Raw genomic sequence first — 22,683 nt, forward strand, 5'->3', positions numbered from 1 at the left:
ATCAGTGAGCCTTGCGCGGAGTGATGTAGCTGCTGATGAACGCAGGGTTGTTGGCCATGATCCGGGTGTAGACCTCGATGCCGAAGTCGACCCAGTCACGCATCAGTTCGCAGTAGTGATAGGTCGGGTGGGCCGGATCGCCGTAGCGGGCGTAGCTCTCGTGGTAGCAGCCGCCGGAGCACAGGTTACGGATCTGACAGTCATGGCAACCGGTGTTGGTGCGATCCAGACGCTGGGACAGAAAGTCGTTCAACTCAACCTGTTTAACGCCACTGTGGACGTTGCCGAAGGTCGGCAGCGACGAGCCGGTGAAGCGATGGCACAGGTTCAGTTCGCCCTTGTGATCGACCGCCAGCATCTTCAGCCCGGCACCGCAGGGCAGGGCCTTTTTGTGGCCTTCGTGGATGTCGGTGATCAACTGATGCAGGTTGGAGAAACCGATATTGCGGTGCTCCAGCGCAGCCTCCAGATAACGCCGACCGAGGCGTTTCATGCTGGCGAAGACTTCGATCAACTCAGCGTTGGTCAGGTTGAAACTGCTGATGTCGCCGGAGGTCACCGGAGCAAATCCGACCTCGGCAAAACCCAGTTCGTTGAACAGGTGATCCCAGATGGTTTCGACGTCGGTGACGCCGGTAGTCAGGGTCACCCGCGCGCCGACCGGGCGGCTGTTGTAGCGCGACAGCAGCATTTCGGCCTTGCGCCGCACCACGTCATAGGTGCCCTGCCCGCCCACGGTGATGCGGTTGCGGTCGTGCACGGTTTTCGGTCCGTCGATGCTCACTGACAGCCCGAAGCGGTGGGCATTCAGGTAGTCCACGGTTTCTTCGGTGAGCAGCGTGGCGTTGGTGGTCATCACGAATTCGACGAACTTGCCGGCCTCGGCAAAACGCTTCTCGCAGTAATCGACCATGTACTCGATCAGCTTGCGATTGCTCAGCGGTTCGCCGCCGAAAAACACCACGGTGAAGCGCTCTTCATCGGGGGATTCACGCAGTAGCATTTCCACTGAGGCGATGGCGGTTTCAACGTCCATTTTCTTGCCGGCGGACGGCTTGTCGAGGTCTTCCTTGTAGCAGTAGGTGCAGCTCAGGTTGCAGCCGGTGTTGACGTTGAGCACCACGGTGTTGATCGCGGTGCGCTCGACGCGTTTGACCGCGATGTCCGGGGTCAGCGGCGAGCCATCGCTGACCAGTTCCAGCGAGATCAGCTCGCGCAGGGTCTCGTTGATTTCCTCGCCGTTGAACCGCGCACCGAGGCGCTGGATCAGGTCTTCCGAAGAGCAACCGGGGCCGCGCAACGCATCGATGATGGTGCCGGTCAGTTCATCACTGGCGAACAGCGAACTGCTGGGGATGTGGAACAGCATGCGGTCGGCGTCGACGTGCACTTCGTGCAGGTTGCGTTCGACCAGATTCAAGATAGCGCCCATTGCAAACCTCCTGTGCAAGCCCCGCTTGGGGGACTTGCGGTCATTCCGAAAAGTGTCTGAATCGCGGTGGCCCAGGACAACTCACGTTTCAACATCAGGGAATGGGTGGATTGTTCCAGCGTTGCACGGTGACGATCAGGTGGCCTTCGCCGGTCAGGGATTTCCCGGCGTCGTCGACGGCGGCGATCACCTTGAGGTTGCCGGCGTTGTTGGTGGACATCTTGCGTGCCGGATTCGGCCCGGCATCACCCGGGGTGAACACGCCTGCGTCGGCCTGCATGGTGCCGGCGAACTTGACGTCCTCGTCCTCTTTGGCGCGCTCGTCGAACGCTTCGATTTTCCATTGCGCCGGGAACACGCCGATGCGATACGGCTTGCCGTCGGCGCCCTTGCCCCAGGCTTCGGCGTCGAAACGGCCCTGGACTTTCGGCGTCGAACCGCCACCCTCACCGATCCGTGCCACCGAGAACTCCGGCACCACTTTGACCGAGGCAATCTTGCTGTACACCGACAGGCCAGGGCCTTTCAGGCTGCCAACGCTGACGGTGCGCAGACCCGGCTGGGCATCGGATGCGGCTTTGACTTTGACCTTGATCCGGTCGGCGCTCTGCTCGACCACTTCGACCACGTCTACGCCTTTGCCGAAGTTCGGCTTGCCGCTCAGACCGCTGCCGATCAGGGTCACTTCGGTTTCGCTGCCGGCCTTCACGTAACCCGGCTGCACCGCCAGCAAGCGCTGCGAACCCTGTTTGGCGGCGACAAAGTCCAAACCGCGCTCATCGTGCTCGGCCTCGAACATCCGGCCCTGCATAGCGTTGCCTTGTGCGGCGAACACCTGACGCATGGTCACGCCATCGACGGTCACGTTGCCGCGCCACTCGTAACCGCTGTAAAGAATTGCGCTGCCGTCGCCGTTGAACGGGCTGCCATCGGCGTACTGACCTTTGACGACGACTTTGAAGGTGTCACTGCCATCGGCGGTGACACTCATGGTGCCGGCCAGTTCACCCTTGCCCGGCAGGTGACCGCTGAAGCTCCAGTCGCCGACCAGTGCTTGGGCTTTCGGCGCGGTTTTCAGCCAGGCCTGCCACGCCGGGTTGTCCAGCGGGTAACGCTTGGCCAGCAGCGGGACCATTTCCTTGCGGGCGATATCGAACCAGTCACGGTCGCGGGCCAGCGCCTGATACTCCAGCGACGGCCATTGGCCGAGGTGGAAATTCACCAGACGCTCCCATTCCTGGGCCGGACGCCGCTGCAGGGCGACCCGTGCACCGGAGTGGCAGCGGCCGCACATCTGGCTGGTTTTCTCATCGAACTGCTCGACGGTGTTCAGCCGCCGTTCCAGCGCATAACGCACGCCATCGGTTTCGCTGGGCGCCAGGCCCTGGGTGTCGGCCAGGTATTTGACCAGCGTGCGGCGGTCTTCATCGCTGATCTGCAAACCGTGCATGGTCTGCATCCGGGCGATGCTCATCAGCCAGCCTTCGGGGGTCTTGCGCTGGTGGCTGATGCGGCTCAACCGGTCGCCGGCCTCAGGGATGTGACAGCCCTGGCAGGTTTCCTTGAGGATGGTCTGGGCGTCGCGGGCTGCCAGGCTGTGGGGCGAATGCAGGGCTACGCATGCAGCCACGGCCAGCAGGCTGGCGCTCATGCCTGATCGGAGTTTTCTCTTCATCAACGTCGAACCTCGCACGGTGCTTTCTTATTTTTGTGGCTTATCGTTTTTAGGGTTTCAGCCGTTCGGGGTGATGCACGAACGGAGGCAAGCGAAACGTCTGCCATGAGCAATACACGGAGCGTGCCAGCTTGCCGATAAGCTGTTCAATCAAGCAGTTACGTGAAGATCACTGCGTTTTGCCAGCGTCCGGGGTGTGGCCCGGCGTCCAATTTCGCGACAGGTGTTGCAGTGTGAGACAAGCATAGTCACGGGCGACAGCAGCGGCGTTGTGCCACATCGCAACTCATCGCCCGACGATTGACGACACCCGGATACAGGCGCGAAATGGTTGTTCACCGAATGCCGAAAAGGAGATCTGTAATGGCCAACATCACAGTCCTGGCGGGAGACTTTCTGCAAGGTGACGGAGAGTACAGGGACGGCAACTTTACGCTGAGAACATCGTTGCACCCCTGGCCGGGTCTTACCCTCCCGCTGTCATCGATCAAGACACTGGAAGTGGCCAACGAAGAGTCGATCAATAACTTCAAGGATGCCATCGGCTATGGCGTGGCCGGTGCGATGCTGCTGGGGCCCATCGGCGCCATTGCCGGATTCATGCTGGCCGGTCACGAGACCGAAGTGACGTTCCTGGCCACCCTCAAGGATCAGCGCCGGATGCTGATTGCCGCCGACAGCCACACTTTTCAGGAAATATCCCGCAAGGTCGCCTGCTGAAGTTTTCGGACCATCCCGCCCGTCGCTCGCGGGCGGGATGGATCAGATGTGCTACAGGGGTTGCCGGCTCTTGTGCGTCTCGATTTCCAGACGCATGTCGGCAATCAGCGTGGCCAGCGCATGGGTGCTGTCCAGCGTCCACAGCGGCACATGGCTGGCCAGCAGTTCGACCCTGCCGGTCATGCAATCGCAGACACGGATCGTCAGCGACTGATCCGCTGCCACGCTGCAGGTGCAGACCAGCGGTTGAAAGCTGTGTTCGATGATGTTTTGGATTTCCAGGGTTGAAAGCATCGTCGCTACCTCCCGGTCGAGTGTTCCAGACCTGAATGCCTGCATCCTCCCAACGGGAAAGTTTATCCGCAACGAGCGCAAGTGGCGGAGCCGCCGACCGGTGGCACGACGTCTCACCGGTTGTCGCTTTTTGAGAATAAAACCTTCCCGCCGCGTTATCGCTGCACCGTCGCAAACCCGGCGCGACGGGACCTGCACGGCCACTTCACGCCTTTGGCACAGCCATTGCGAAGCCCTCTTCACGTCTACGAACAACAAGAGGTTTTCACCATGCCCCTGCCCTATCTGCTCCCTGCCACCTCGGCCTTCATCCAGCGCCCGCCGCGCATGCTGATCGGCGGCGACTGGATCGAAGCCGCCGACGGCCAGACCATGCCGCTGCACAACCCGGCCACTGGCGAGGTGCTGTGTGTGGTGCCTCGCGCCACCCCGGAAGATGTCGACCGTGCAGTGCTCGCCGCTCGTCAGGCTTTCGATGACTCCGCCTGGAGTCGTACCCGTCCGCGCGAACGACAGAACCTGTTGTGGAAACTCGCCGACCTGATGCAGCGCGACGCCGAGCTGCTGGCGCAACTGGAATGCCTGAACAACGGCAAGAGCGCCGCAGTGGCGCAGGTGATGGATGTACAACTGGCGATCGACTTTCTGCGTTACATGGCTGGCTGGGCGACCAAGATCGAAGGTTCCAGTGTCGACGTTTCGTTGCCGCTGATGCCCGGCGATCAGTTCCACAGTTTCATCCGCCGCGAAGCCGTGGGCGTGGTTGGCGCCATCGTCGCCTGGAACTTCCCCCTGCTGCTGGCCTGCTGGAAACTCGGCCCGGCGCTGGCCACCGGTTGCACCGTGGTGCTCAAACCGGCCGACGAAACCCCGCTGACCGCGCTGAAACTGGCGGAGCTGGTGCTGGAAGCGGGTTACCCGGAAGGCGTGTTCAACGTGGTTACCGGCACCGGCATCACGGCCGGTTCCGCCCTGACTCACAACCCGCTGGTCGACAAGCTGACCTTCACCGGCTCCACCGCCGTCGGCAAGCAGATCGGCAAGATCGCCATGGACTCGATGACCCGGGTCACCCTGGAACTGGGCGGCAAATCACCGACCATCGTCATGGCCGACGCCGACCTGAAAACCGCTGCAGCAGGTGCGGCCAGTGCGATTTTCTTCAATCAGGGCCAGGTCTGCTGCGCCGGCTCGCGCCTGTACGTGCAGCGCAAGCATTTCGACAATGTGGTGGCGGATATCAGCGACATCGCCAACGCCATGAAACTCGGCAACGGTCTCGACCCGAGCGTGGAGATGGGCCCACTGATTTCCGCGCGTCAGCAGGAGCGGGTCTACAACTACATCGAAATGGGCCGGGAAAGCGGCGCGACCATCGCCTGCGGTGGCGAGCAGTTCGGGCCGGGGTTCTTCGTCAAGCCGACGGTGATTGTCGATGTCGATCAACAGCATGCGCTGGTGCAGGAAGAAATCTTCGGGCCGGTGCTGGTGGCGATTCCGTTCGATGACGAGGCCGATGCGCTGCGCATGGCCAATGAAAGCCCTTACGGTTTGGGCGCGAGCATCTGGTCGAACGACCTGGCGGCGGTGCACCGGATGATTCCGCGGATCAAGTCAGGGTCGGTGTGGGTCAACTGCCACAGTGCGCTGGACCCGGCGCTGCCGTTTGGCGGCTACAAGATGTCCGGCGTCGGGCGCGAGATGGGGTATGCGGCGATCGAGCATTACACCGAGTTGAAGTCGGTGTTGATCAAGTTGTAATGACTGGGCTCACGGCTCAGGGTTTGAAACCCTGGGCCAACAGCCACCCGCGAACGGCTCGCCCCTGCTCAAGCGTCAACCCCGCCAACACCTGATCCGCCGGCTCATCGCTTAACCGCCGCACCAGCGGCGCCAGCTCTATACCTTGCACATGCCAGATCCCCAGCGGCTGATCCGCCGTGATCACCACCTCGGCTTCATCGACAAAACCATCACGCAGCACCGGCATCCGCTCGATGCGCAGCGCGGCAAAATCCGCTGACGCATGGGCCACTTCCGCGTCCGGCCATTGTCGTCGTGCCTGCCAGAACGGCTGATCGAGCCAGCGCTGTTCATCGGCATAAAAGTCCCGGCCGATCCGCGCAAAGCGCAGGAACAACTGCTCCACACGCTGCTGGTGAAACCGTTGCGCCAGCGCCGCCCGCTCGGGTTTGCGCAACAGCGTGTTGATCACCAGCGGCGCCTGTAACGCCGAGGACAACGACTGAAAAATCCCGTTGCCCGACAGCGGGTCCACCGCCATCGCCGCATCGCCCACGCGAATCCAGTTATCACCGCAGACCTGTGGCGCAAGAATCGCGGTGCTGCTGCGAGCGTGCAGTTGCAACTCCGACTCCTGTCCACCGGCAAAAAACGCTTGAGCAAAATCCGAGGCCTGACGCCGCGCACGGCAGTAATCGAGCAACTGCGCCTTGCCCGGTAATTGGGCGCTGGCCACGTCCACCGTCCATTGCCAATAACATTGGCCATCGTCCCGTCGAGCCATCCACGCCCAACCGTCTTCAAGACTCTCCACGGCGCTGGCAGTCACGCCCGGCGTGCCTTGCCAGCGATTGAGCAGGCTGACCGCCTCCGGCCCGCGCAGACCTCTGCCGGACGCCGGTGCTTGCCGCCCACGGGCTTCCACCAGAAAATCCGCCGTCAGCCTCTGGCCGCCGTCGAGTTCCACCCGATGACCGTCCGCTGAGGAGTGAACATTCAGGACTCGCCCTTCAATCACCTCGACCCCGGCCAACCGCAGATCTTCGCGCAAGCCGCGATCAAAAGTGGGACGATCCAGCAGGAACTCGATGTTCTGCGCATGCTGCTGACCGTTCCACGCAACCTGCCTTTGGGACGGCAACGTGGCATTCGCCAAAGCATGATTCAACCCGGCACTTCGCAGCGCCTCCAGCACCCGTTGCGACACGCCTTCGAGCGCCGCAAACCGGCGCCACTCGCTGACCAGCGTCACGGCGTGACCCAGTCGTCGCAATCCCAATGCCACCGCCGCGCCAGCCGGTCCGGCACCGAGAATAAGGATCGACGTCATGGGCCGAAACGCCGTTCAGGGCCGCGATAACGAGCGTGCTGTTTCAGCCAATCGAGCACTTCAGCGTTGCTCGCCTGTGGATGCGCCAGCAGATAGCCGGCGATATGCCCGCTCAACGCGGCACACCCCAGACTGGCCCCGGACTGCCCCGGATAAGTACCGCGAACACACGCGGCAAAATCCGCCTGCGCACTGTCGAGCCATGACCACTGTTCATCGGTACAACGCGCATCGCCGGTCACCCGCAGCACCTGCGGATAACTGGCCGGAAACACCGCCGCACCTTGCGCCGGACTCGACGCACACAACAGAACCCCACGGGCTACCGCCGCTACGCAGGCTTCGCGCAACAGACTGCGATCCTGATGCAGGCCCAGACTCAGATTGATCAGCCGCACGTCCTGCGCCACCAGCCAGTCAATGGCCGCAGAAATCTGTAAGGCGCTGGTGACGCCGCGCTGATCGAACACCTGAGCCACGCAAATCCGAGCGGCCGGTGCCCGTCGGCTGATCGCTTCGATCACCGCACTGCCATGCCCGAGCGGATCGTCGCGCAAATCCGATTCGGCCAAGCCGTCCTCCAGCAACGAGAACCGTCGCCCGGCAATCACCTGCACCCGTTGCGCCGCCGAGTGTCCGCTGTCGACCACGCCGATACGCAATTCAGGCTTCATGCAGCACCGTTTTCGAAATGAGCACACCGTCGAGCAACTCGAAACGCAGATCGGCATCGGCCAGGGTCGACGGCCGGTGGCTGATGAGGATCCGTGTGCGCCCGGCAAACAAGCGGTCGATGGCTTCGATCACTTCGCGTTCGGTCGCCTCGTCCACTGCCGAGGTGGCTTCGTCGAGCACCAGAATCAGCGGGTCCTGCAACAGCGCCCGGGCAATCGCGATGCGCTGTTTCTGCCCGCCGGACAATTGCTGACCGCGCTCTCCCAACGGGCTGTCGAGGCCTTCGGGCAACGACGTGATCAGGCTGTCGAGTTGCGCCAGCCGTGCGACTTCGGCGATAGCTTCGCGGCTGGCGTCCGGCACCGCGTAAGCCAGGTTGTCGGCGAGGCTGCCGCGAAACAGCACGATGTCCTGACTGACCACGGCGATGCGTCGACGCAGTTCGAACAGTTCCAGTTCGCGCAAATCCACTTCGCCAAGCAGCACCCGCCCGGACTGCGGATCGTGATGCCGTTGCAGCAGATCGATCAGCGTCGATTTGCCGACGCCGGAGCCGCCGCTCAAGGCGACTTTCAAACCGTGGGGAATCGTCGCCTCGATGCCGCTCAACGTACTTGGGCGGCCCGGATGGCTGAAATGCACCGCGTCGAAACGCAGCTCGCCCGAAGTCGGAAACGGTTTCGGCGTGGCCGGTGAAAACACCGTGGGTTCTTCGCCGCGCAACTCCATGACCCGACCTAGGCTGACGGTCATGCGCTGGATCGCCACGTACAAACCCAACAGGCTCTGCACAGGCCCGACCGCCATCCCCAGGTAGGTGGAAAACGCGATCAGGGCGCCGAGTTGCCAGGTGCCCTGCACCACCCAATAACCGCCAATCAGAAACGCGCAGGCGCGGGACAGCGAGGTCAACGTGCCCGGCACGGCCTGGGTGAAAAATTCGGTGACCTGCAGTCGCAGCAACTGGTTCATGTAACCCTGCCCGAGGCTTTCCAGACGCCGCGCTTCACGCTGCTGCTGGCCGGCGGACTGGATGAACTTCATCACCGGCAGGGTCTCGACCATGAACGACGACATGTCCGCCGAACGCTCGCGCAACTGTCGCACATCGCGCTCGACCTTACGCCGCATCCAGCGCAGCCACAGCACGTCGAGCGGGATCAGCACCAGCGCCAGCAACGACAGTTTCCACGACAAGGTGAACAACATCGCAATCGCAACCACCAGGCCGATCACGCTCGATACCGCCGAGAACAACGAGTCCACGGCGAAGCGCTGAATCTCGGCCACATCGCCGTCGAGCCGCGACATCAGATCGCCGATCCGCCGCTGCCCATAGAAGCTTGGCGACAGTTTCTGCAAATGCCGATAAAGGTCGTCGCGCAGGGCAAACAGAATCCGCCCGGACAGCCGCGTGTGCAGATAGCGGTTGATCCCCGACAATGCGGTGCCGAGCAGCCCGGCGATGATCATCAGCACCGCGATCAGCACCAGCATCGGGAAATTGCGCGCCAGCAACCCGTCGTCGATCAGCAGTTTGACCAGCCACGGCTGCACCAGCACCAGCAGCGACGCGCACACCGACAGACCAAGCAGGCCGGCAATCGCCAGCCGCTGCGGCCGCACGAAACCGTACAACCAGCGCAGCGCCGCTTGCAGCGCGGCGGGGTTCTGGCTGTCGATCAGCCGCACGAACAGGCGCTGCATCACGAGCGCAACTGTTTGAGTTTGCGGTACAGGGTCGCACGACTGATGCCAAGGGCGTCGGCGGCGGCCGAGACGTTGCCCTGATGGGTGTCGAGGGACTGGCGGATCATCTCCAGTTCGTGCTCGCGAATGCTGCCGGTCTGGGGTTTCTCGGTGGCGGAGAGTTCGTCAAGCATGCTGTCGGGCAGGTGATCGAGGGTCAGCACGGTTTCACCGGGCTCGCGCATGGCCAGCGCGGTGCGCAGGACCATTTCCAGTTGGCGGATGTTGCCCGGCCAGTGGTAACCCGCGAGCAGGCGATTGAGGTCGTCGTGCAGCACGGCGTTCGGGGCGTCGAGTTTGCCCAGCAGCCGAGCGACCAGCGCGCTGAAGTCCTCGCGCTCGCGAAGGGCCGGGAGCATCACGCTGATGCCGTTGACCCGGTAGAACAGGTCTTCGCGAAATTGCTTGTCCTCGACCTGACGCTTGAGATCGCGGTGGGTGGCGCAGATCAGCGCGACGTCGATGTCTTGCTCTTCCCCCGCCCCCAGCGGCGCAACCTTGCGATCCTGCAAAACGCGAAGCAAACGCGCCTGCAGGGCCAGCGGCATGTCGCCGATTTCATCAAGGAACAACGTGCCGCCATGGGCCTGCTGCAGCCGCCCGATCATGCCGCCCCGACGCGATCCGGTGAACGCGCCTTCACGGTAGCCGAACAGCTCCGACTCGATCAGGCCTTCGGGAATCGCTGCACAGTTCACGGCCACAAACGGTTTGTCGCTGCGACTGCCGGCCAGGTGCAGAGCGCGGGCGATCACTTCTTTACCGGTGCCGGTTTCGCCGAGCAGCAGCACCGGCAGTTCATTGGCCAGGCCTTGGCGGGCCATGCGCAGGGCTCGGGCGTAGCGGGCGTTGTTGCCGGCCAGTGCTTCCAGATCCGGTTGCGCCTTGGCGGTTTTCGCCACGCTGCGCGGCGGGCCGCCGAGGTTGACCGAGCGCGCCGGGGCTCGCAGGGTCTTGTAGAAAAACTCGCCCTTGGCGGTTTGCACACTGCCGACGCCACCCTGTTGCAGACGGGTCAGCAACTGCACGCCATCGACCCCGAGGAATTCCTCACAGCGCTTGCCGACCAATGCCGAACGCTCGGCCCGCAGCAACTGACAGGCCTGGGCGCTGACCGCCAGAATTTGCCCGCCGAGACTGACCGCCAACAAGCCTTGCCACGGTGATTCCAGATACTGCCGGCGACTGTGGAAGGCGAGGACAATCTGATCGGGAAAACTGTTGTTGAACACCCGGCTCTCGATCTGGCTGACCGCCATGCTCAGCAGCGCGGTGCTGTCGTGGACGCGGCCGAGCGGGCCTTCGCGGGTCAGGTCGAGGACGCCGAGAATTTCGCCCTGCGGGCAATGAATCGGCACCGAGGTGCAGGAAAAATCGGTGAGGCGGTCGAGGTAGTGTTCGCCGCAATCGATCAGGGTCGGCCGCGCTTCCACCAGCGCCGTGCCGAGGGCGTTGGTGCCACGGGCGGCTTCGCTCCAGCAGGCACCGAGGGTAATGTCCTGCAGGCCGCTGCCCTTGAGCCGGTCGGCACGCCCTTCGACGGCGAGGATAGTGGCGTCGGAATTGGCGAGGATGATCAGGCCTTCCTTGCCCTGACGTTCGGCCAGGTAATCGATGGTCGGTATCGCCGCATCGATCAGCAGGCGGTTGCTCGCCAGCAACACCTCGAGACTCGCGCTCGACTCCAGCGTCAGCTCATGTTTGCCATTGAAATGCACGCCGTGGCTCAGGCTGCGCCGCCACGAAGCATCGATCTCGGCACGCAACACGCCATCCGGGACTTGCCCTTCGAGATGGAGTTTTTCCCTGGCCAGCCGGGCTTCGTGGTGAGACTTGGGATCGGTTGTTTTTATAAGAGTCATCAAGCGCTCCGGAGCGGTCCGCTTTGCGCTTCTTTACTTCAGCGCCCTGACGCCAATGTTTACGTTAACGTCAGGGCGATGGCAAGCACCACAGGGCGCTTCGGCAGGTGGATTGCCTCAGCGCTGCCACACCTCGGCATTCACGAAAAATGCCCGGGCGTTGTCTTCGAGACTTTCCAGGTGATAACCGCCCTCCTGCACGATCAGGCATGGCAGGCCCAGGCGACGGATCCGTTCGCCCAAAACCGCAAAGCCTTCACGGGTCACGGCGACTTTGCTTTGCGGGTCCAGCTCGTAAATGTCGAACCCCAGCGACAGCACCAGCACCTCGGCGCCGAATTCGCGCACCGCGTTCAATGCGACGTCCAGTTGCCCGAGGAAATCCGCTTCGCTTGAACCATGGGCCATCGGCAGGTTGAGGTTGAAGCCCTCCCCCGCGCCGCTGCCGCGTTCGTCGGCGAACCCGGCGACGCCCGGATAGAAGTTGGTCGGATCGCCATGCACCGAGACGTAGAGCACATCATCGCGGTCGTAGAAAATTTCCTGGATGCCCTGCCCGTGGTGCATGTCGGTGTCGAGCACGGCGACTTTTTCAAACTTGTCGCGCAATACCTGCGCCGCCACCGCTGCGTTGTTCACGTAGCAGAAACCGCCTGCCGCCTCGGCCCGGGCGTGATGCCCCGGCGGACGGCACAAGGCGTAGGCGGCCGGCTCGCCATCGATCAGCGCCTGAGCCCCGGCCACTGCGCTTTGCGCCGACCAGTAGGCCGAGCGCCAGGTCTGCTCGCCGACCGGGCAACTGCCGTCCGCCAGATAGCGCGCCGCCTGGGCAAGAATGCCGCGCAAGGCGTTGGGCTCGCGGACGAAAATGTTCGACATCACCTCGTCGCCCCAGTCTTCGGGGATTTCCTTCCAGCGCGCGTGGGCTTCCTGAAGGAACGTCAGATACGGCGCACCGTGTACCGCCAGCAACGGCGCGAGGCCGGCATCGACGGGTTGCTCGACACTGAAGCCCAAACCGTGGGCGGCCTGCACCAGACGCTGCGCACGCTCGGGGACTTCCTGCGGCGTACGCATCTGCCCGCGCGAGTAATAGCTGCGTGGATGGTGGAGCAACTGTTCGGGGTGGAAAAAACTGCGCATGGTTCAGGCTCCCTGTTCGATTCGACCGGCGCGAGCCAGCACGGCGTTAAGCAATACATCGGTGCCCTGCTTCACATCTTCGGGCAGCACGTCTTCGGCTTCGTTGTGGCTCAGGCCGCCAACGCACGGAATGAACACCATCGCCGTCGGGCAGTAACGCGCCAAGTGGATCGCGTCATGCCCGGCGCCGCTGACAATCGACTGCTGAGCGTAGCCCAGCGCATCCACCGCCTCTTGCACCGCCGCCACGCATTCGGCGTCGAACGGTGTGGCCGGGCTGATCCAGTGCGGAGTGATCGTCAGGTTCAGGCCTCGCCCATCGGCAATCGCCTGCAACCGGGCGCGGACTTGTTGCTCCATGGCGGCAATGGCGTCGTCGCGGTGATGACGCAGATCGACGGTGAAATTCACCAGCCCCGGAATGGTGTTGCGCGAGGACTTGTTGATGTTCAATTCGCCAACCGTGGTCAGGCCTTCGGGGGCAAAATCTGCGGCCAGACCTTCAATCGCCTGAATCATCCGCGCCACGCCGTACAAGGCGTCTTTGCGCAGCGGCATCGGCGTGGTGCCGGCGTGGGCGGCCATGCCTTCCACGCGCACATCGAGCCAGCGGATCGCCTGACCGCCCGTGACTACGCCGATGCTTTTGGCGTTGTCTTCGAGGATCGGGCCTTGCTCGATATGCGCCTCAAAATACGCATCCACCGCACCGCCCAACGGACGTTCACCGGCGTAACCGGTACGCTGCAAAGCCTCGGCAACGCTCACGCCATCGATATCGCGCACCGCCAGCGCGGCGTTCAGTTCCATGATCCCGGTGAACACCGCCGAACCGAACATGGCCGGGGTGAAGCGCGCACCTTCTTCGTTGGTCCACACCGCCACCTCCAGCGGTTTGCGGGTCTGGATGTTCTGGTCATTGAGGCAACGCACCACTTCCAGTCCGGCGAGCACACCGTAGACACCATCGAATCGCCCGCCCTCGGGCTGGGTGTCGAGGTGGCTGCCCATCATCACCGGCGCAGCGTCCGGATCGGTGCCGGCGCGACGGGCGAACAGGTTGCCGATGGCGTCCACGCTCAGGGTCATGCCGGCTTCGCGGCACCAGTGCGCAAACAGTTCGCGACCGGCCTTGTCTTCGTCGCTCAAAGCCAGACGGCAGCTGCCGCCTCGGGCTGTCGCACCGATTTCGGCCATGGCCATCAGGCTCGCCCACAGGCGCTGGCCATTGATTTTCAACATGAGGTTCTCCTGACATTCCGGGTTAGGCATTGGCCATTTCCGCACGATGGGCGCTGGCATGACGACGGGCGAGGGACAGCACGCAAACCAGCGAAATGCCGGCGATCAGGCTGTAGAAAACCGCCATCGGCCACCACTGCCCGGTGAACTTGTGTGCGAGCATCGTGCCGATCAGCGGCGTCAGCCCACCGGCCACCGCGCCGCAGATCTGATAGGTCAGGGAGATCGCGGTGTAGCGCACGCGGGTCTCGAACATGCCGCTGACGTAGCCGGCAATCACCGCGTAGAACGAGGCCATGCACACCACCGCCAGCGCGATGCCGAGGATGATCAGCGGCGCCTGGGCCGAACTCACCAGCACGAACATCGGATACGGTGAGGCCATCGCCAGCAGCGACACCAGGCACAGGAAACGCGTCGCGCCGATCTTCTGTGCCGTCCACGCAGCCAGCGGCTGAATGCAGAACTGGATGATCGCGACGAAGAACAGGCATTCGAGAATCAGCGAACGCGGCAGCGCCAGTTGCTGAGTGGTGTAGGCGATCATGAAGGTGTTGGTGAAATACACCCCGGCGATGCCCAGGGTGTTGGCGCCGATGCACAGCAACAGCGGCCGCCACGCGGTGCGCAGAACCTCCATTACCGGCGCCTGCTCTTTCTTGATTTGCTTGCTGGCCTGCTCGCGGCTGGCGAGGAATTCCGGCGACTCGTTCACGCCCAAGCGAATCGCCAGGCCCACCAGCAGCAACAGCGCACTGGCGAGGAACGGCAGGCGCCAGCCCCAGCTCATCAAATCTTCTTCCGGCAGACGGGTCACCGCGCTGAAGGCCAACAGCGACAGGATCAAACCCGCCGGGCTGCCCAGTTGCGCGAACGAAGCGAAGAAATTGCGCTGGCCCTTCGGCGCATGCTCACCGGCCATCAACACCGCCCCGCCCCACTCGCCACCGACGGCGATGCCCTGGACGATGCGCAGCACAATCAGCAGCACCGGTGCCGCCACGCCGATCTGCGCGTAGGTTGGCAACAGACCGATGCACACCGTGACCACGCCCATCATCAACAGCGTGATGACCAGCGATTTCTTGCGGCCGATACGATCGCCGATGTGGCCGAAGATGATCCCGCCCAATGGCCGGGCAAAGAAGCCCACGGCGAAGGTGCCGAACGCGGCCATGGTGCTGAACAACGGATCGTCGGAGGGAAAGAACAGCGCGCCGAACACCAGCGCGGCGGCGGTGGCGTAGATGTAAAAGTCGTACCACTCGATCATCGTGCCGATGAAGGCTGCGGCCGCCGCACGGCGCGGCTGGTTCGAAGCGTGGGGCTTCATGGGGTCGGGCTCCTTTGATTGTTTTTCTGGCAGGAGGAAAACGTAAATCCGAGGCGCTCTGGCGGCGCCTGTCGTGGGGTGATTTATCGTTCCGGGGCTATGATCAGTCAATTTTCTATTTATTATTCCGAGTATTACTTCACCTTATAATCGAGAGCCGCCATGGCCGAACGCGATGTGCAACGCCTGCTCAACGACCGCCTCGACTGGAACCTGTTGCGCACCTTCCGGGTAATCGGCCAGGAGCTGAGCATCAGCCGCGCCGCCGCGCGTCTGCACCTGACGCAACCGGCGGTGAGCCAGGCGCTCAAGCGTCTTGAAGAACAACTGGGCCGCCAGTTGATCGCCCGACGCGGCCCGCGCTTTGCCCTCACCGAAGTTGGCGAGCAGATCTTCGAACTGGCCGGCGAGATCTATGGGCAGATGTCCCAGGTCAGCAGTCTGCTGGAACAACCGGCCGACGAAGTGATCGGCAAGGTCAGGTTGCTGATCATCAGCCGGATCTTTTCCGAGCGTTTCGATGACTTCCTTGCAGACTTCCATCGCCAATATCCAAGGGTTGATCTGGAGGTCGATGTGATGCGCAGTTCGGACATCGTCAGCGCCCTTCAGGAGAAAACCGCGACCCTCGGTCTGAGTCTCAATCGCCGCCCGCAACCGCGTCTGGAACAGCGTCTGTTCCTGCGTCAACGCTATGCGTTCTTCTGTGGCAAACACCACGCGCTGTTCGGCCGGCAGGACATCGGCGAAGGCGATTTGCAGCGGGAAAACTTCGTCAGTTTCACCAGCGACCAGATTGGCGGGATGCTCTCGCCACTGACGATTTTTCGCGATCAACAGGGTTTCAGCGGACGCATCGTTGCGTCATCGCCGAGCCTGGAAGAAGTGCGCCGCCTGGTGATCGCCGGATTTGGAATTGGTTGTTTGCCGGAACACGTTGTGGCGGCGGACGTCGAGGCCGGATTGCTCTGGCGCCTGCCGCCCCACGAAGGAATTGCCGATGTCGACATTCATCTGTTGTGGAACCGCGACCAGCGCATGAGCCGCGCCGAGACGCTGTTCATCGAACGTTTGCAGGCCTGTCTGGCGGATCAGTAACCGAGCAGTCGATCCGCGCTGTTGAGCAGCGGTTCACCGGCATTCAGACGGCGAAAGTTCTCGGCGATCTGCTCGGCGATGCAATCGTGGGAGGCCGCCGAAGCCATATGTGGGGTGATGGTCACGCCCGGGGTTTTCCACAGAGAATGGCTGGCGGGCAGCGGCTCCTGTTCGAAAACATCGAGCAGTGCCCCGCGCAGTTTTCCACGGGCCAGTGCCTGCTGCAGATCCTCGATATTCAGATGCCCGCCGCGACCGACGTTGACCAGTGCCGCGCCGTTGGCCAGACGTTCGAAGGTCTGGCGATTGAGGATGCCACGAGTCTCGTGAGTCAGCGGCAACAGATTGATCAGCAATTCCACGCCGTCGAGGAAGGGGTCGAAGGCGTCAGAGCCGGCGAAGGCCTGCACACCTGGCAGATCTTTGCTGCTGCGCGCCCAACCCCGCACCTCGTAACCGGCGCTGGCCAGGTCCTGGGCAATCGCGCTGCCGAGCGAGCCGAGGCCCATCACACCGATCCTGAATTCATGTGCAGGGCGTTGCAGAGGCCGCTCCCAATGCTGTTGGCGCTGTTGCTCAAACACTTGATCGAAGCCGCGATGAAAGTGAATCACCGCCCAGCGCACGTACTCGTTCATGCCTTGACGGTGGCCGGGATCGACCACGCGGCACACCGGCAGATCCGGGCATGAAGGATCGTGTTCCAGATGATCGATCCCGGCGGCCACCGAGTGAACCACCTGCAGATTGGGCAACGCGGCAAGGCTGCCCGGCAGCGGAAACCAGCACGCCGCGATCTGCGCATCCGCCGCCCGGGGATCGTCGGCCAGTACCGCCGAGAGCTGCGGCGCACAACGGGCGAACGCTTCCTGCAATTGTTTGAGCAACAGCATGTCGCGGGACATCAGTGCAACGGTGTTCATGAGAGATAAGACTCGCGCTGGGATTCGATCAGGGTCAGTGCGGCCTCCCAGGCCAGGTCGATGATGTTGTCCTGTTCATCGCGGTCGAACTGTTCGGCGGTGTGGGCGCAGACTTCCGGCGACGGGAAATGCAGCTCGCAACCGCCTGCCAGCGCCTGCACTTGCGCCTGGCAGGCGCGCTCCAGGAAGTGGATTTCCTGGAATGCCTGGGCCACGCCGGAACCGCCAACCAGCAAGCCGTGATTGCGCAGGATCATCGCCCGGTGCGGGCCAAGGTCGGCGATTAAACGCTCGCGCTCATCCAGCGACAGCGCGATGCCTTCATAGGTGTGGTAAGCGAGTTTTCCATAGAACTTCAGCGCGTGTTGACTGATCGGCAGCAGGCCCTGTTTCTGCGCGGCGACGGCCATGCCGGCAGCGGTGTGGGTGTGGATCACGCAGTTCAGATCCGGGCGCGCCATGTGGACCGCCGAGTGGATCACGAACCCGGCAGCATTGACCCGATGCCCGGCGTATTCAGGGTCGACGATGCGCCCGTCCTGATCAATGCGCACCAGATCGGAAGCGCGCATGCGGTCGAAAATCACGCCATAGCGGTTGATCAGGAAATGATGCTCAGGCCCGGGAATTCGCAGGGTGATGTGGGTGTCGATCAGGTCGGTCATGCGAAAGTGCGCGATCAAGCGATACAGCGCGGCGAGCTCGCAACGGGCTTGCCATTCGATCGGGTCAATGTGGGCGGGCTTACTCACGAATACACCTCTTTGTTGGTATGAAGGACGACCGGGTTGGCCCGCAGACGCGCGAGGCCGCAGACACCGATCAACGACAGGGCCGACAGCAGCGTGAAGAACACCGCCAGCGGCAGCCATTGCCCGGAAAACTTGCTGGCCAGCAGCGTGCCGATCAGCGGCGTGGTGCCGCCGGCCAGCGCGCAGCTCAACTGGTAGGCGATGGAAATACCCGAATAGCGCAGGTGTACCGGGAAGGCCTGGGTCATGTACCCGGCGATTACCGCGTACAGCGCCGAGAGAATCACCACCGCGACGGCGATGCCAAGTGTCATCAACAAGATGTTCTGGGTACCGACCAGCAGGAACATCGGATACGGCGTGACCATGCACAGCAAGGCGACCAGCATCAGGAACCGTCCTTCGCCAATGCGCTCGGCCAGCAGCGCCGACAACGGTTGCGAGAGCAATTGAATGACCGTCACCAGGAACAGGCAGTCGAGAATGGTCGACCGCGCAATGCCCTGATATTGGGTGACGTAGGTGATCATGAAAGTGTTGGTGAAGAAGAATCCGGCCGAGCCGATAGTGACGGCGGCGGCCGCGAACAGAATCTGCCGCCAGCACTGACGGATCACGTCTTTCACCGGGTATCTGGCGGTTTCATGGTTGTCCCTGGCCTTGGCGAACTCAGGCGATTCGTGCACACCGGAACGGATCATCAGCCCAACCATCATCAGCACGCCACTGGCAAGAAAAGGCAGACGCCAACCCCAGGCGAGGAAGTCTTCTGGCGACAGTGAAGTGACCAGACGGAACGCGATCAATGCCAGCAGCAAACCCGCCGGACTGCCAAGTTGCGCAAACGAGGCATAGAAGGTTTTGCGCTTGACCGGCGCGTGTTCGCTGGCCATCAACACCGCCCCGCCCCACTCGCCACCGACGGAGATGCCCTGGATCAAGCGCAACACGATCAACCCGATGGGCGCCCAGATGCCGACGCTGGCGTAGCTCGGCAATAGACCAATACCCGCCGTGGCCAGGCCCATCAGCACCATGGTCACCAGCAGCATTTTCTTGCGACCGAGACGATCGCCCAAATGACCGAACACCATCCCGGCCATCGGGCGGGCGATGAAGCCGACAGCGAAACTGCCGAACGCGGCGAGTGTGCTGGTCACCGGATCGCTGCTGGGAAAGAACACTTGCCCGAGCACCAGCGCGGCGGCGGTGGCGTAGATGTAGAAATCGTAGAACTCGATGGTCGTGCCAATGAAGGCAGCGGCCGCGGCGCGACGCGGCTGAGCGGTGGTGTGCATGCAAGAACCCTGTGTATTTATAGTTTTGGGCAGGTGTCGAGGCGGCTGACGGTCGCGCTCTGTGGCGCTTGTGGGCTTTATCGCTTCCATGACAGGATTAGTCAATTTTCAAAAACTTATCTTTACTATTAGCGTGGCTACTACATGACTTCCTCCGCGAATCCCTGGATCGGCCGGCGTTTTCTCAACGACCGTCTCGACTGGAACCTGCTGCGCACTTATCTGGTGATCGGGCAGGAAGGCAGCATGAGCCGTGCTGCTGCGCGATTGCACATCACGCAGTCGGCGGTCAGTCAGGCGTTGAAACGTCTCGAGGAACAACTGGATTGTGTGTTGATTGCCCGCAGCGGGCGGCGCTTTGATCTGACGGAAACCGGGGAAGAAGTCCTGCGGATTGCGGCGGATATCTACGGCGATATTTCCCGTTTGAGCACCGTGGTCGAGAACCGTCATGACGACGTGGTGGGCAAGATTCGCATCCTCACTGTCAGTGGCGTCCAGGCGCGGCATTACGATGAGTTTCTTGCGGACTTCCACGAGACTCATCCAAAAATCGAGCTGGAAGTCGAAGTGATGGGCAGCTCGAACATCATCAGTTCATTGCTGCAAAAGACCGCCACTGTGGGAGTGGGATTGTGTCGTCTACCGCAGCCGAGGCTGGAGCAACGGGTATTGTTTCGTGAGCGCTATGCGTACTTTTGCGGGCAGCGGCATCGACTGTTCGGGCAGCAGAATCTGACGCTGGAACAGCTTGCCGCGGAGAACTTTGTCAGCTTCACCAGCGATCAGCTTGGCGGCAATCTTTCGCCGTTGACCCTGTTTCGTGACCAGCAGGGCTTTACCGGAAAGATCGTCGCCTCCTCCACCAGCTTCGAGGAAATTTATCGTCTGATCTGTGCAGGGTTCGGCATTGGCTGTCTGCCGACTCACCTGGTAAGACGGGATGTCGAGCAGGGTCTGCTGTGGCGCTTGCCGCCGGAGGACGGGGTGGTGGATTTCGATATCCAGTTGTTGTGGAATCGCGAACAGAAGATGACTCAGGCGGAAACCGTGTTCCTCGACAGCTTCCAGCACATGCTCAGCTTGCGTGAGCCTGTGCTGTGAAGCTGCTGTGGCTTACACGTGGGGATCGCCCGGCGGCTTGGTTGGCGCGGCATACTGTGGTTTGAGGTGGCCGTCCTGATCGAGTAACCAGGCGTCCATGATCTGCCGAACCACCGGACCTGCGACTCGACCACCCGCTTCACCGTTCTCGATCATCACAGAGATTGCGATCTTCGGATGCTCGGCCGGGGCAAACCCGACGAACAAGGCGTTGTCACGATGGCGTTCGAGGGTTTTCTCGCGGTTGTAGCGCTCACCCTGCTTGATCGCCACCACCTGCGCCGTACCACTCTTGCCGGCGATACGGTATTGCGCGCCGGCGGCAGCGGCACGGGCGATACCACGGGCGTCGTGCATCACCATCTGCATGCCGTGGTTGACCTGATCCCAGTCCCGCGGATCCTTGAGCAGGATATTCGGCATCGGGTGTTCGTCCACCGGGGCAACACCGTCGACGGTCTTGGCCAGGTGCGGACGGTTCCAGACACCCTTGTTGGCAATCAGCGCAGTGGCCTGAGCCAGTTGCAGCGGCGTGACCTGCATGTAGCCCTGACCGATACCGAGGATCACCGTCTCACCGGGGAACCAGGCCTGACGCCGGGTGGCGCGCTTCCAGGCCTGGGACGGCATCAGGCCCGGAGACTCTTCGAACATGTCGAGCGAGACTTTCTCGCCAAGACCGAACATCGCCATGTAATCGTGCAGACGATCGATGCCAAGCTTGTGCGCCAGGTCGTAGAAGTAGGTGTCGTTGGAGCGCATGATCGCCGCGTCCATGTCCACCCAGCCGTCGCCGCTGTGGTTCCAGTTGCGATACTTGTGGTCGAAGTCAGGCAGTTGGTAGTAGCCGGGGTCGAAGACTCGGGTTTGTGGCGTGACCACACCGGTGTCGAGGCCAGCGATGGCCACTTCCGGCTTGATCGTCGAACCGGGCGCGTATAGGCCGCGCAATACGCGGTTGAACAGCGGGCGGTCGATGGAATCACGCAGCGCGGAATATTCCTTGGAACTGATACCAGTCACAAACAGGTTGGGGTCGAAGCTCGGATTGCTGACCATGGCCAGCACTTCACCGGTCGAAGGATCCAGTGCAACCACTGAGCCGCGACGGTCGCCCAATGCGGCTTCGGCGGCTTCCTGGAGCTTGACGTCGAGGCTCAGGACGATGTTTTTGCCTGGTATCGGATCGGTGTGTTTCAGCACGCGCAGTACGCGGCCCTGAGCATTGGTCTCCACTTCCTCGTAACCGACATGGCCGTGCAGTTGCGCTTCGTAGAAACGCTCCACGCCCGTCTTGCCGATGGATTGCGTGCCCCGGTACTCGACGGAGTCGAGCGTCTTGGATTCTTTTTCGTTGATGCGACCGACATAGCCGATGGAGTGTGCGAAGTGCGCACCAAGCGGATAGTTGCGGATGAACTGCGGTTCGACATCAAGGCCCGGCAAACGGAACTCGTTGACGGCGAGTACGGCGATCTGTTCTTCCGTCAGCTCATAGAACAGCGTTACCGGCGTAAACGGATGGCGCGACTGCTTCATCGCCTTGTCGAAAACCGTGCGGTCCTCTGCGGGCAGATGCAGGAGGCTGATGACCTCGTCCAGCTCCTCATTGACGTTGGTAGCACGTTCGCGGGTGATCGTCAGGTTGTAGCTCGGGCGGTTATCAGCCAGCAGCACGCCGTTGCGGTCGTAGATCAGCCCTCTCGTGGGCGGGATCGGCAAGACATGGACGCGGTTGTTTTCAGAGATAGTCGAGTGGTAGTCGAACTCCACCACTTGCAGGATGTACAGGCGAACCACCAGCGCACAGCTGATCGCAAAGACGAACAAAGCACAGGCGATCAACCGCTTGTTGACCAGGCGCGTCTCTTTTTCGTGATCCTTGATGGGTATGGGTTCAGGCATTTCTGCAGCAACTCTTTGACAAAAATGAGCGCCGATCCTTGAGCGTGACATCAGTCCGTTAAAAAACGAGCTGCACCATACCAAAAACCGGCCGGCCATTTCAGAGGGATTTCCCCAATGGTTACCATCGCGACACTCGCCCCCTCGCATCGAGCACTTTCCTGCGGGCAAAACAAAACCCCAACTGCTTTCGCAATTGGGGTTTCGGAATTTAATCTTGACGATGACCTACTCTCACATGGGGAAACCCCACACTACCATCGGCGATGCATCGTTTCACTTCTGAGTTCGGGATGGGATCAGGTGGTTCCAACGCTCTATGGTCGTCAAGAAATTCGGGTACTGACTCGTGACCGGACGGCCTCGCTTCAGCAAATTGGGTATGGGATAGTTTTCGGTGCTTTG

The 22,683-nt window shown here is 62.1% G+C and carries 18 protein-coding genes and 1 rRNA gene; 4 read left to right on the top strand and 15 right to left on the bottom strand.

Annotated elements, in window-relative coordinates:
• Position 1: 1 nt before the first annotated feature.
• A complete protein-coding gene (gene peaB / locus C6Y56_RS19315; RefSeq protein WP_102621854.1) occupies positions 2-1,432 on the bottom strand; it encodes a quinohemoprotein amine dehydrogenase maturation protein in 1,431 nt (476 codons plus the stop codon).
• A gap of 94 nt (positions 1,433-1,526) precedes the next feature.
• Complete coding sequence (peaA, locus tag C6Y56_RS19320; protein WP_169431232.1) at positions 1,527-3,107, bottom strand: quinohemoprotein amine dehydrogenase subunit alpha; 1,581 nt, start codon at positions 3,105-3,107, stop codon at positions 1,527-1,529.
• Between the two features lie 363 nt (positions 3,108-3,470).
• On the opposite strand from peaA, the gene C6Y56_RS19325 reads away from it, so the two are divergent.
• A complete protein-coding gene (locus C6Y56_RS19325) occupies positions 3,471-3,827 on the top strand; it encodes a hypothetical protein (protein ID WP_169431233.1) in 357 nt (118 codons plus the stop codon).
• Positions 3,828-3,878: 51 nt separating this feature from the next.
• Here the strand turns inward: C6Y56_RS19325 and C6Y56_RS19330 are convergent, their stop codons facing one another.
• A complete protein-coding gene (locus tag C6Y56_RS19330) occupies positions 3,879-4,121 on the bottom strand; it encodes a DUF1652 domain-containing protein (RefSeq protein ID WP_169431234.1) in 243 nt (80 codons plus the stop codon).
• Positions 4,122-4,391: 270 nt separating this feature from the next.
• Between C6Y56_RS19330 and C6Y56_RS19335 the strand changes: the two genes are divergently transcribed.
• Positions 4,392-5,882, top strand: coding sequence for an aldehyde dehydrogenase family protein (locus C6Y56_RS19335; RefSeq protein WP_169431235.1), 1,491 nt, complete (start codon positions 4,392-4,394; stop codon positions 5,880-5,882).
• A 16-nt stretch (positions 5,883-5,898) separates the two neighbouring features.
• Here C6Y56_RS19335 and qhpG read toward each other — a convergent pair whose 3' ends face one another.
• From qhpG to C6Y56_RS19370, 7 genes are all read right to left on the bottom strand, one after another.
• Positions 5,899-7,194 carry a flavin-dependent monooxygenase QhpG gene (gene qhpG, locus C6Y56_RS19340; protein ID WP_169431236.1) on the bottom strand — a complete coding sequence of 432 codons (1,296 nt, stop codon included), beginning with the start codon at positions 7,192-7,194 and terminating at the stop codon, positions 5,899-5,901.
• Positions 7,191-7,868, bottom strand: a complete 678-nt coding sequence (qhpE, locus tag C6Y56_RS19345) for a subtilisin-like serine protease QhpE (RefSeq protein ID WP_169431237.1) — start codon at positions 7,866-7,868, stop codon at positions 7,191-7,193. Before qhpE ends, qhpG begins: the two co-directional genes overlap by 4 nt.
• The gene (locus C6Y56_RS19350; protein ID WP_169431238.1) at positions 7,858-9,576 is read right to left on the bottom strand and encodes an ABC transporter ATP-binding protein; all 1,719 of its coding nucleotides are present in this window, start codon (positions 9,574-9,576) and stop codon (positions 7,858-7,860) included. Before C6Y56_RS19350 ends, qhpE begins: the two co-directional genes overlap by 11 nt.
• The gene (locus C6Y56_RS19355; protein ID WP_169431239.1) at positions 9,576-11,480 is read right to left on the bottom strand and encodes a sigma-54-dependent Fis family transcriptional regulator; all 1,905 of its coding nucleotides are present in this window, start codon (positions 11,478-11,480) and stop codon (positions 9,576-9,578) included. The genes C6Y56_RS19350 and C6Y56_RS19355 overlap by 1 nt, the downstream gene beginning before the upstream one ends.
• A 117-nt stretch (positions 11,481-11,597) precedes the next feature.
• Positions 11,598-12,623 (bottom strand): histone deacetylase family protein, encoded by a 1,026-nt coding sequence (locus C6Y56_RS19360; protein WP_169431240.1) that lies wholly within the window; start codon positions 12,621-12,623, stop codon positions 11,598-11,600.
• Between the two features lie 3 nt (positions 12,624-12,626).
• Positions 12,627-13,865 carry a Zn-dependent hydrolase gene (locus C6Y56_RS19365; RefSeq protein WP_169431241.1) on the bottom strand — a complete coding sequence of 413 codons (1,239 nt, stop codon included), beginning with the start codon at positions 13,863-13,865 and terminating at the stop codon, positions 12,627-12,629.
• Positions 13,866-13,887: 22 nt separating this feature from the next.
• Positions 13,888-15,198 (bottom strand): MFS transporter, encoded by a 1,311-nt coding sequence (locus C6Y56_RS19370; protein ID WP_169431242.1) that lies wholly within the window; start codon positions 15,196-15,198, stop codon positions 13,888-13,890.
• Positions 15,199-15,360: 162 nt separating this feature from the next.
• Here C6Y56_RS19370 and C6Y56_RS19375 point away from each other — a divergent pair, with 162 nt between their 5' ends.
• The gene (locus tag C6Y56_RS19375; protein ID WP_007953119.1) at positions 15,361-16,296 is read left to right on the top strand and encodes a LysR family transcriptional regulator; all 936 of its coding nucleotides are present in this window, start codon (positions 15,361-15,363) and stop codon (positions 16,294-16,296) included.
• Here the strand turns inward: C6Y56_RS19375 and C6Y56_RS19380 are convergent.
• Genes C6Y56_RS19380 through C6Y56_RS19390 form a run of 3 tightly spaced genes read right to left on the bottom strand, consistent with a single transcriptional unit; the run spans position 16,290 to position 19,269 of the window.
• The gene (locus C6Y56_RS19380) at positions 16,290-17,219 is read right to left on the bottom strand and encodes a 2-hydroxyacid dehydrogenase (RefSeq protein WP_169431243.1); all 930 of its coding nucleotides are present in this window, start codon (positions 17,217-17,219) and stop codon (positions 16,290-16,292) included. The genes C6Y56_RS19375 and C6Y56_RS19380 overlap by 7 nt on opposite strands.
• Positions 17,216-17,971 (bottom strand): class II aldolase/adducin family protein, encoded by a 756-nt coding sequence (locus tag C6Y56_RS19385; RefSeq protein ID WP_169431244.1) that lies wholly within the window; start codon positions 17,969-17,971, stop codon positions 17,216-17,218. The genes C6Y56_RS19380 and C6Y56_RS19385 overlap by 4 nt, the downstream gene beginning before the upstream one ends.
• Complete coding sequence (locus tag C6Y56_RS19390) at positions 17,968-19,269, bottom strand: MFS transporter (protein ID WP_169431245.1); 1,302 nt, start codon at positions 19,267-19,269, stop codon at positions 17,968-17,970. Before C6Y56_RS19390 ends, C6Y56_RS19385 begins: the two co-directional genes overlap by 4 nt.
• Positions 19,270-19,413: 144 nt before the next feature.
• Between C6Y56_RS19390 and C6Y56_RS19395 the strand changes: the two genes are divergently transcribed.
• Positions 19,414-20,373: a LysR family transcriptional regulator gene (locus C6Y56_RS19395; protein WP_169431246.1), complete on the top strand. Its 960-nt coding sequence runs from the start codon at positions 19,414-19,416 to the stop codon at positions 20,371-20,373.
• A 12-nt stretch (positions 20,374-20,385) separates the two neighbouring features.
• Here the strand turns inward: C6Y56_RS19395 and mrdA are convergent, their stop codons facing one another.
• Positions 20,386-22,278 carry a penicillin-binding protein 2 gene (gene mrdA, locus C6Y56_RS19400; protein WP_169431247.1) on the bottom strand — a complete coding sequence of 631 codons (1,893 nt, stop codon included), beginning with the start codon at positions 22,276-22,278 and terminating at the stop codon, positions 20,386-20,388.
• Positions 22,279-22,493: 215 nt separating this feature from the next.
• Positions 22,494-22,609 (bottom strand): 5S ribosomal RNA (rrf, locus tag C6Y56_RS19405).
• Between the last annotated feature and the right edge of the window lie 74 nt (positions 22,610-22,683).

Source organism: Pseudomonas fluorescens (assembly GCF_012974785.1).
GTDB classification, from domain to species: Bacteria; Pseudomonadota; Gammaproteobacteria; order Pseudomonadales; family Pseudomonadaceae; genus Aquipseudomonas; species Aquipseudomonas fluorescens_BT.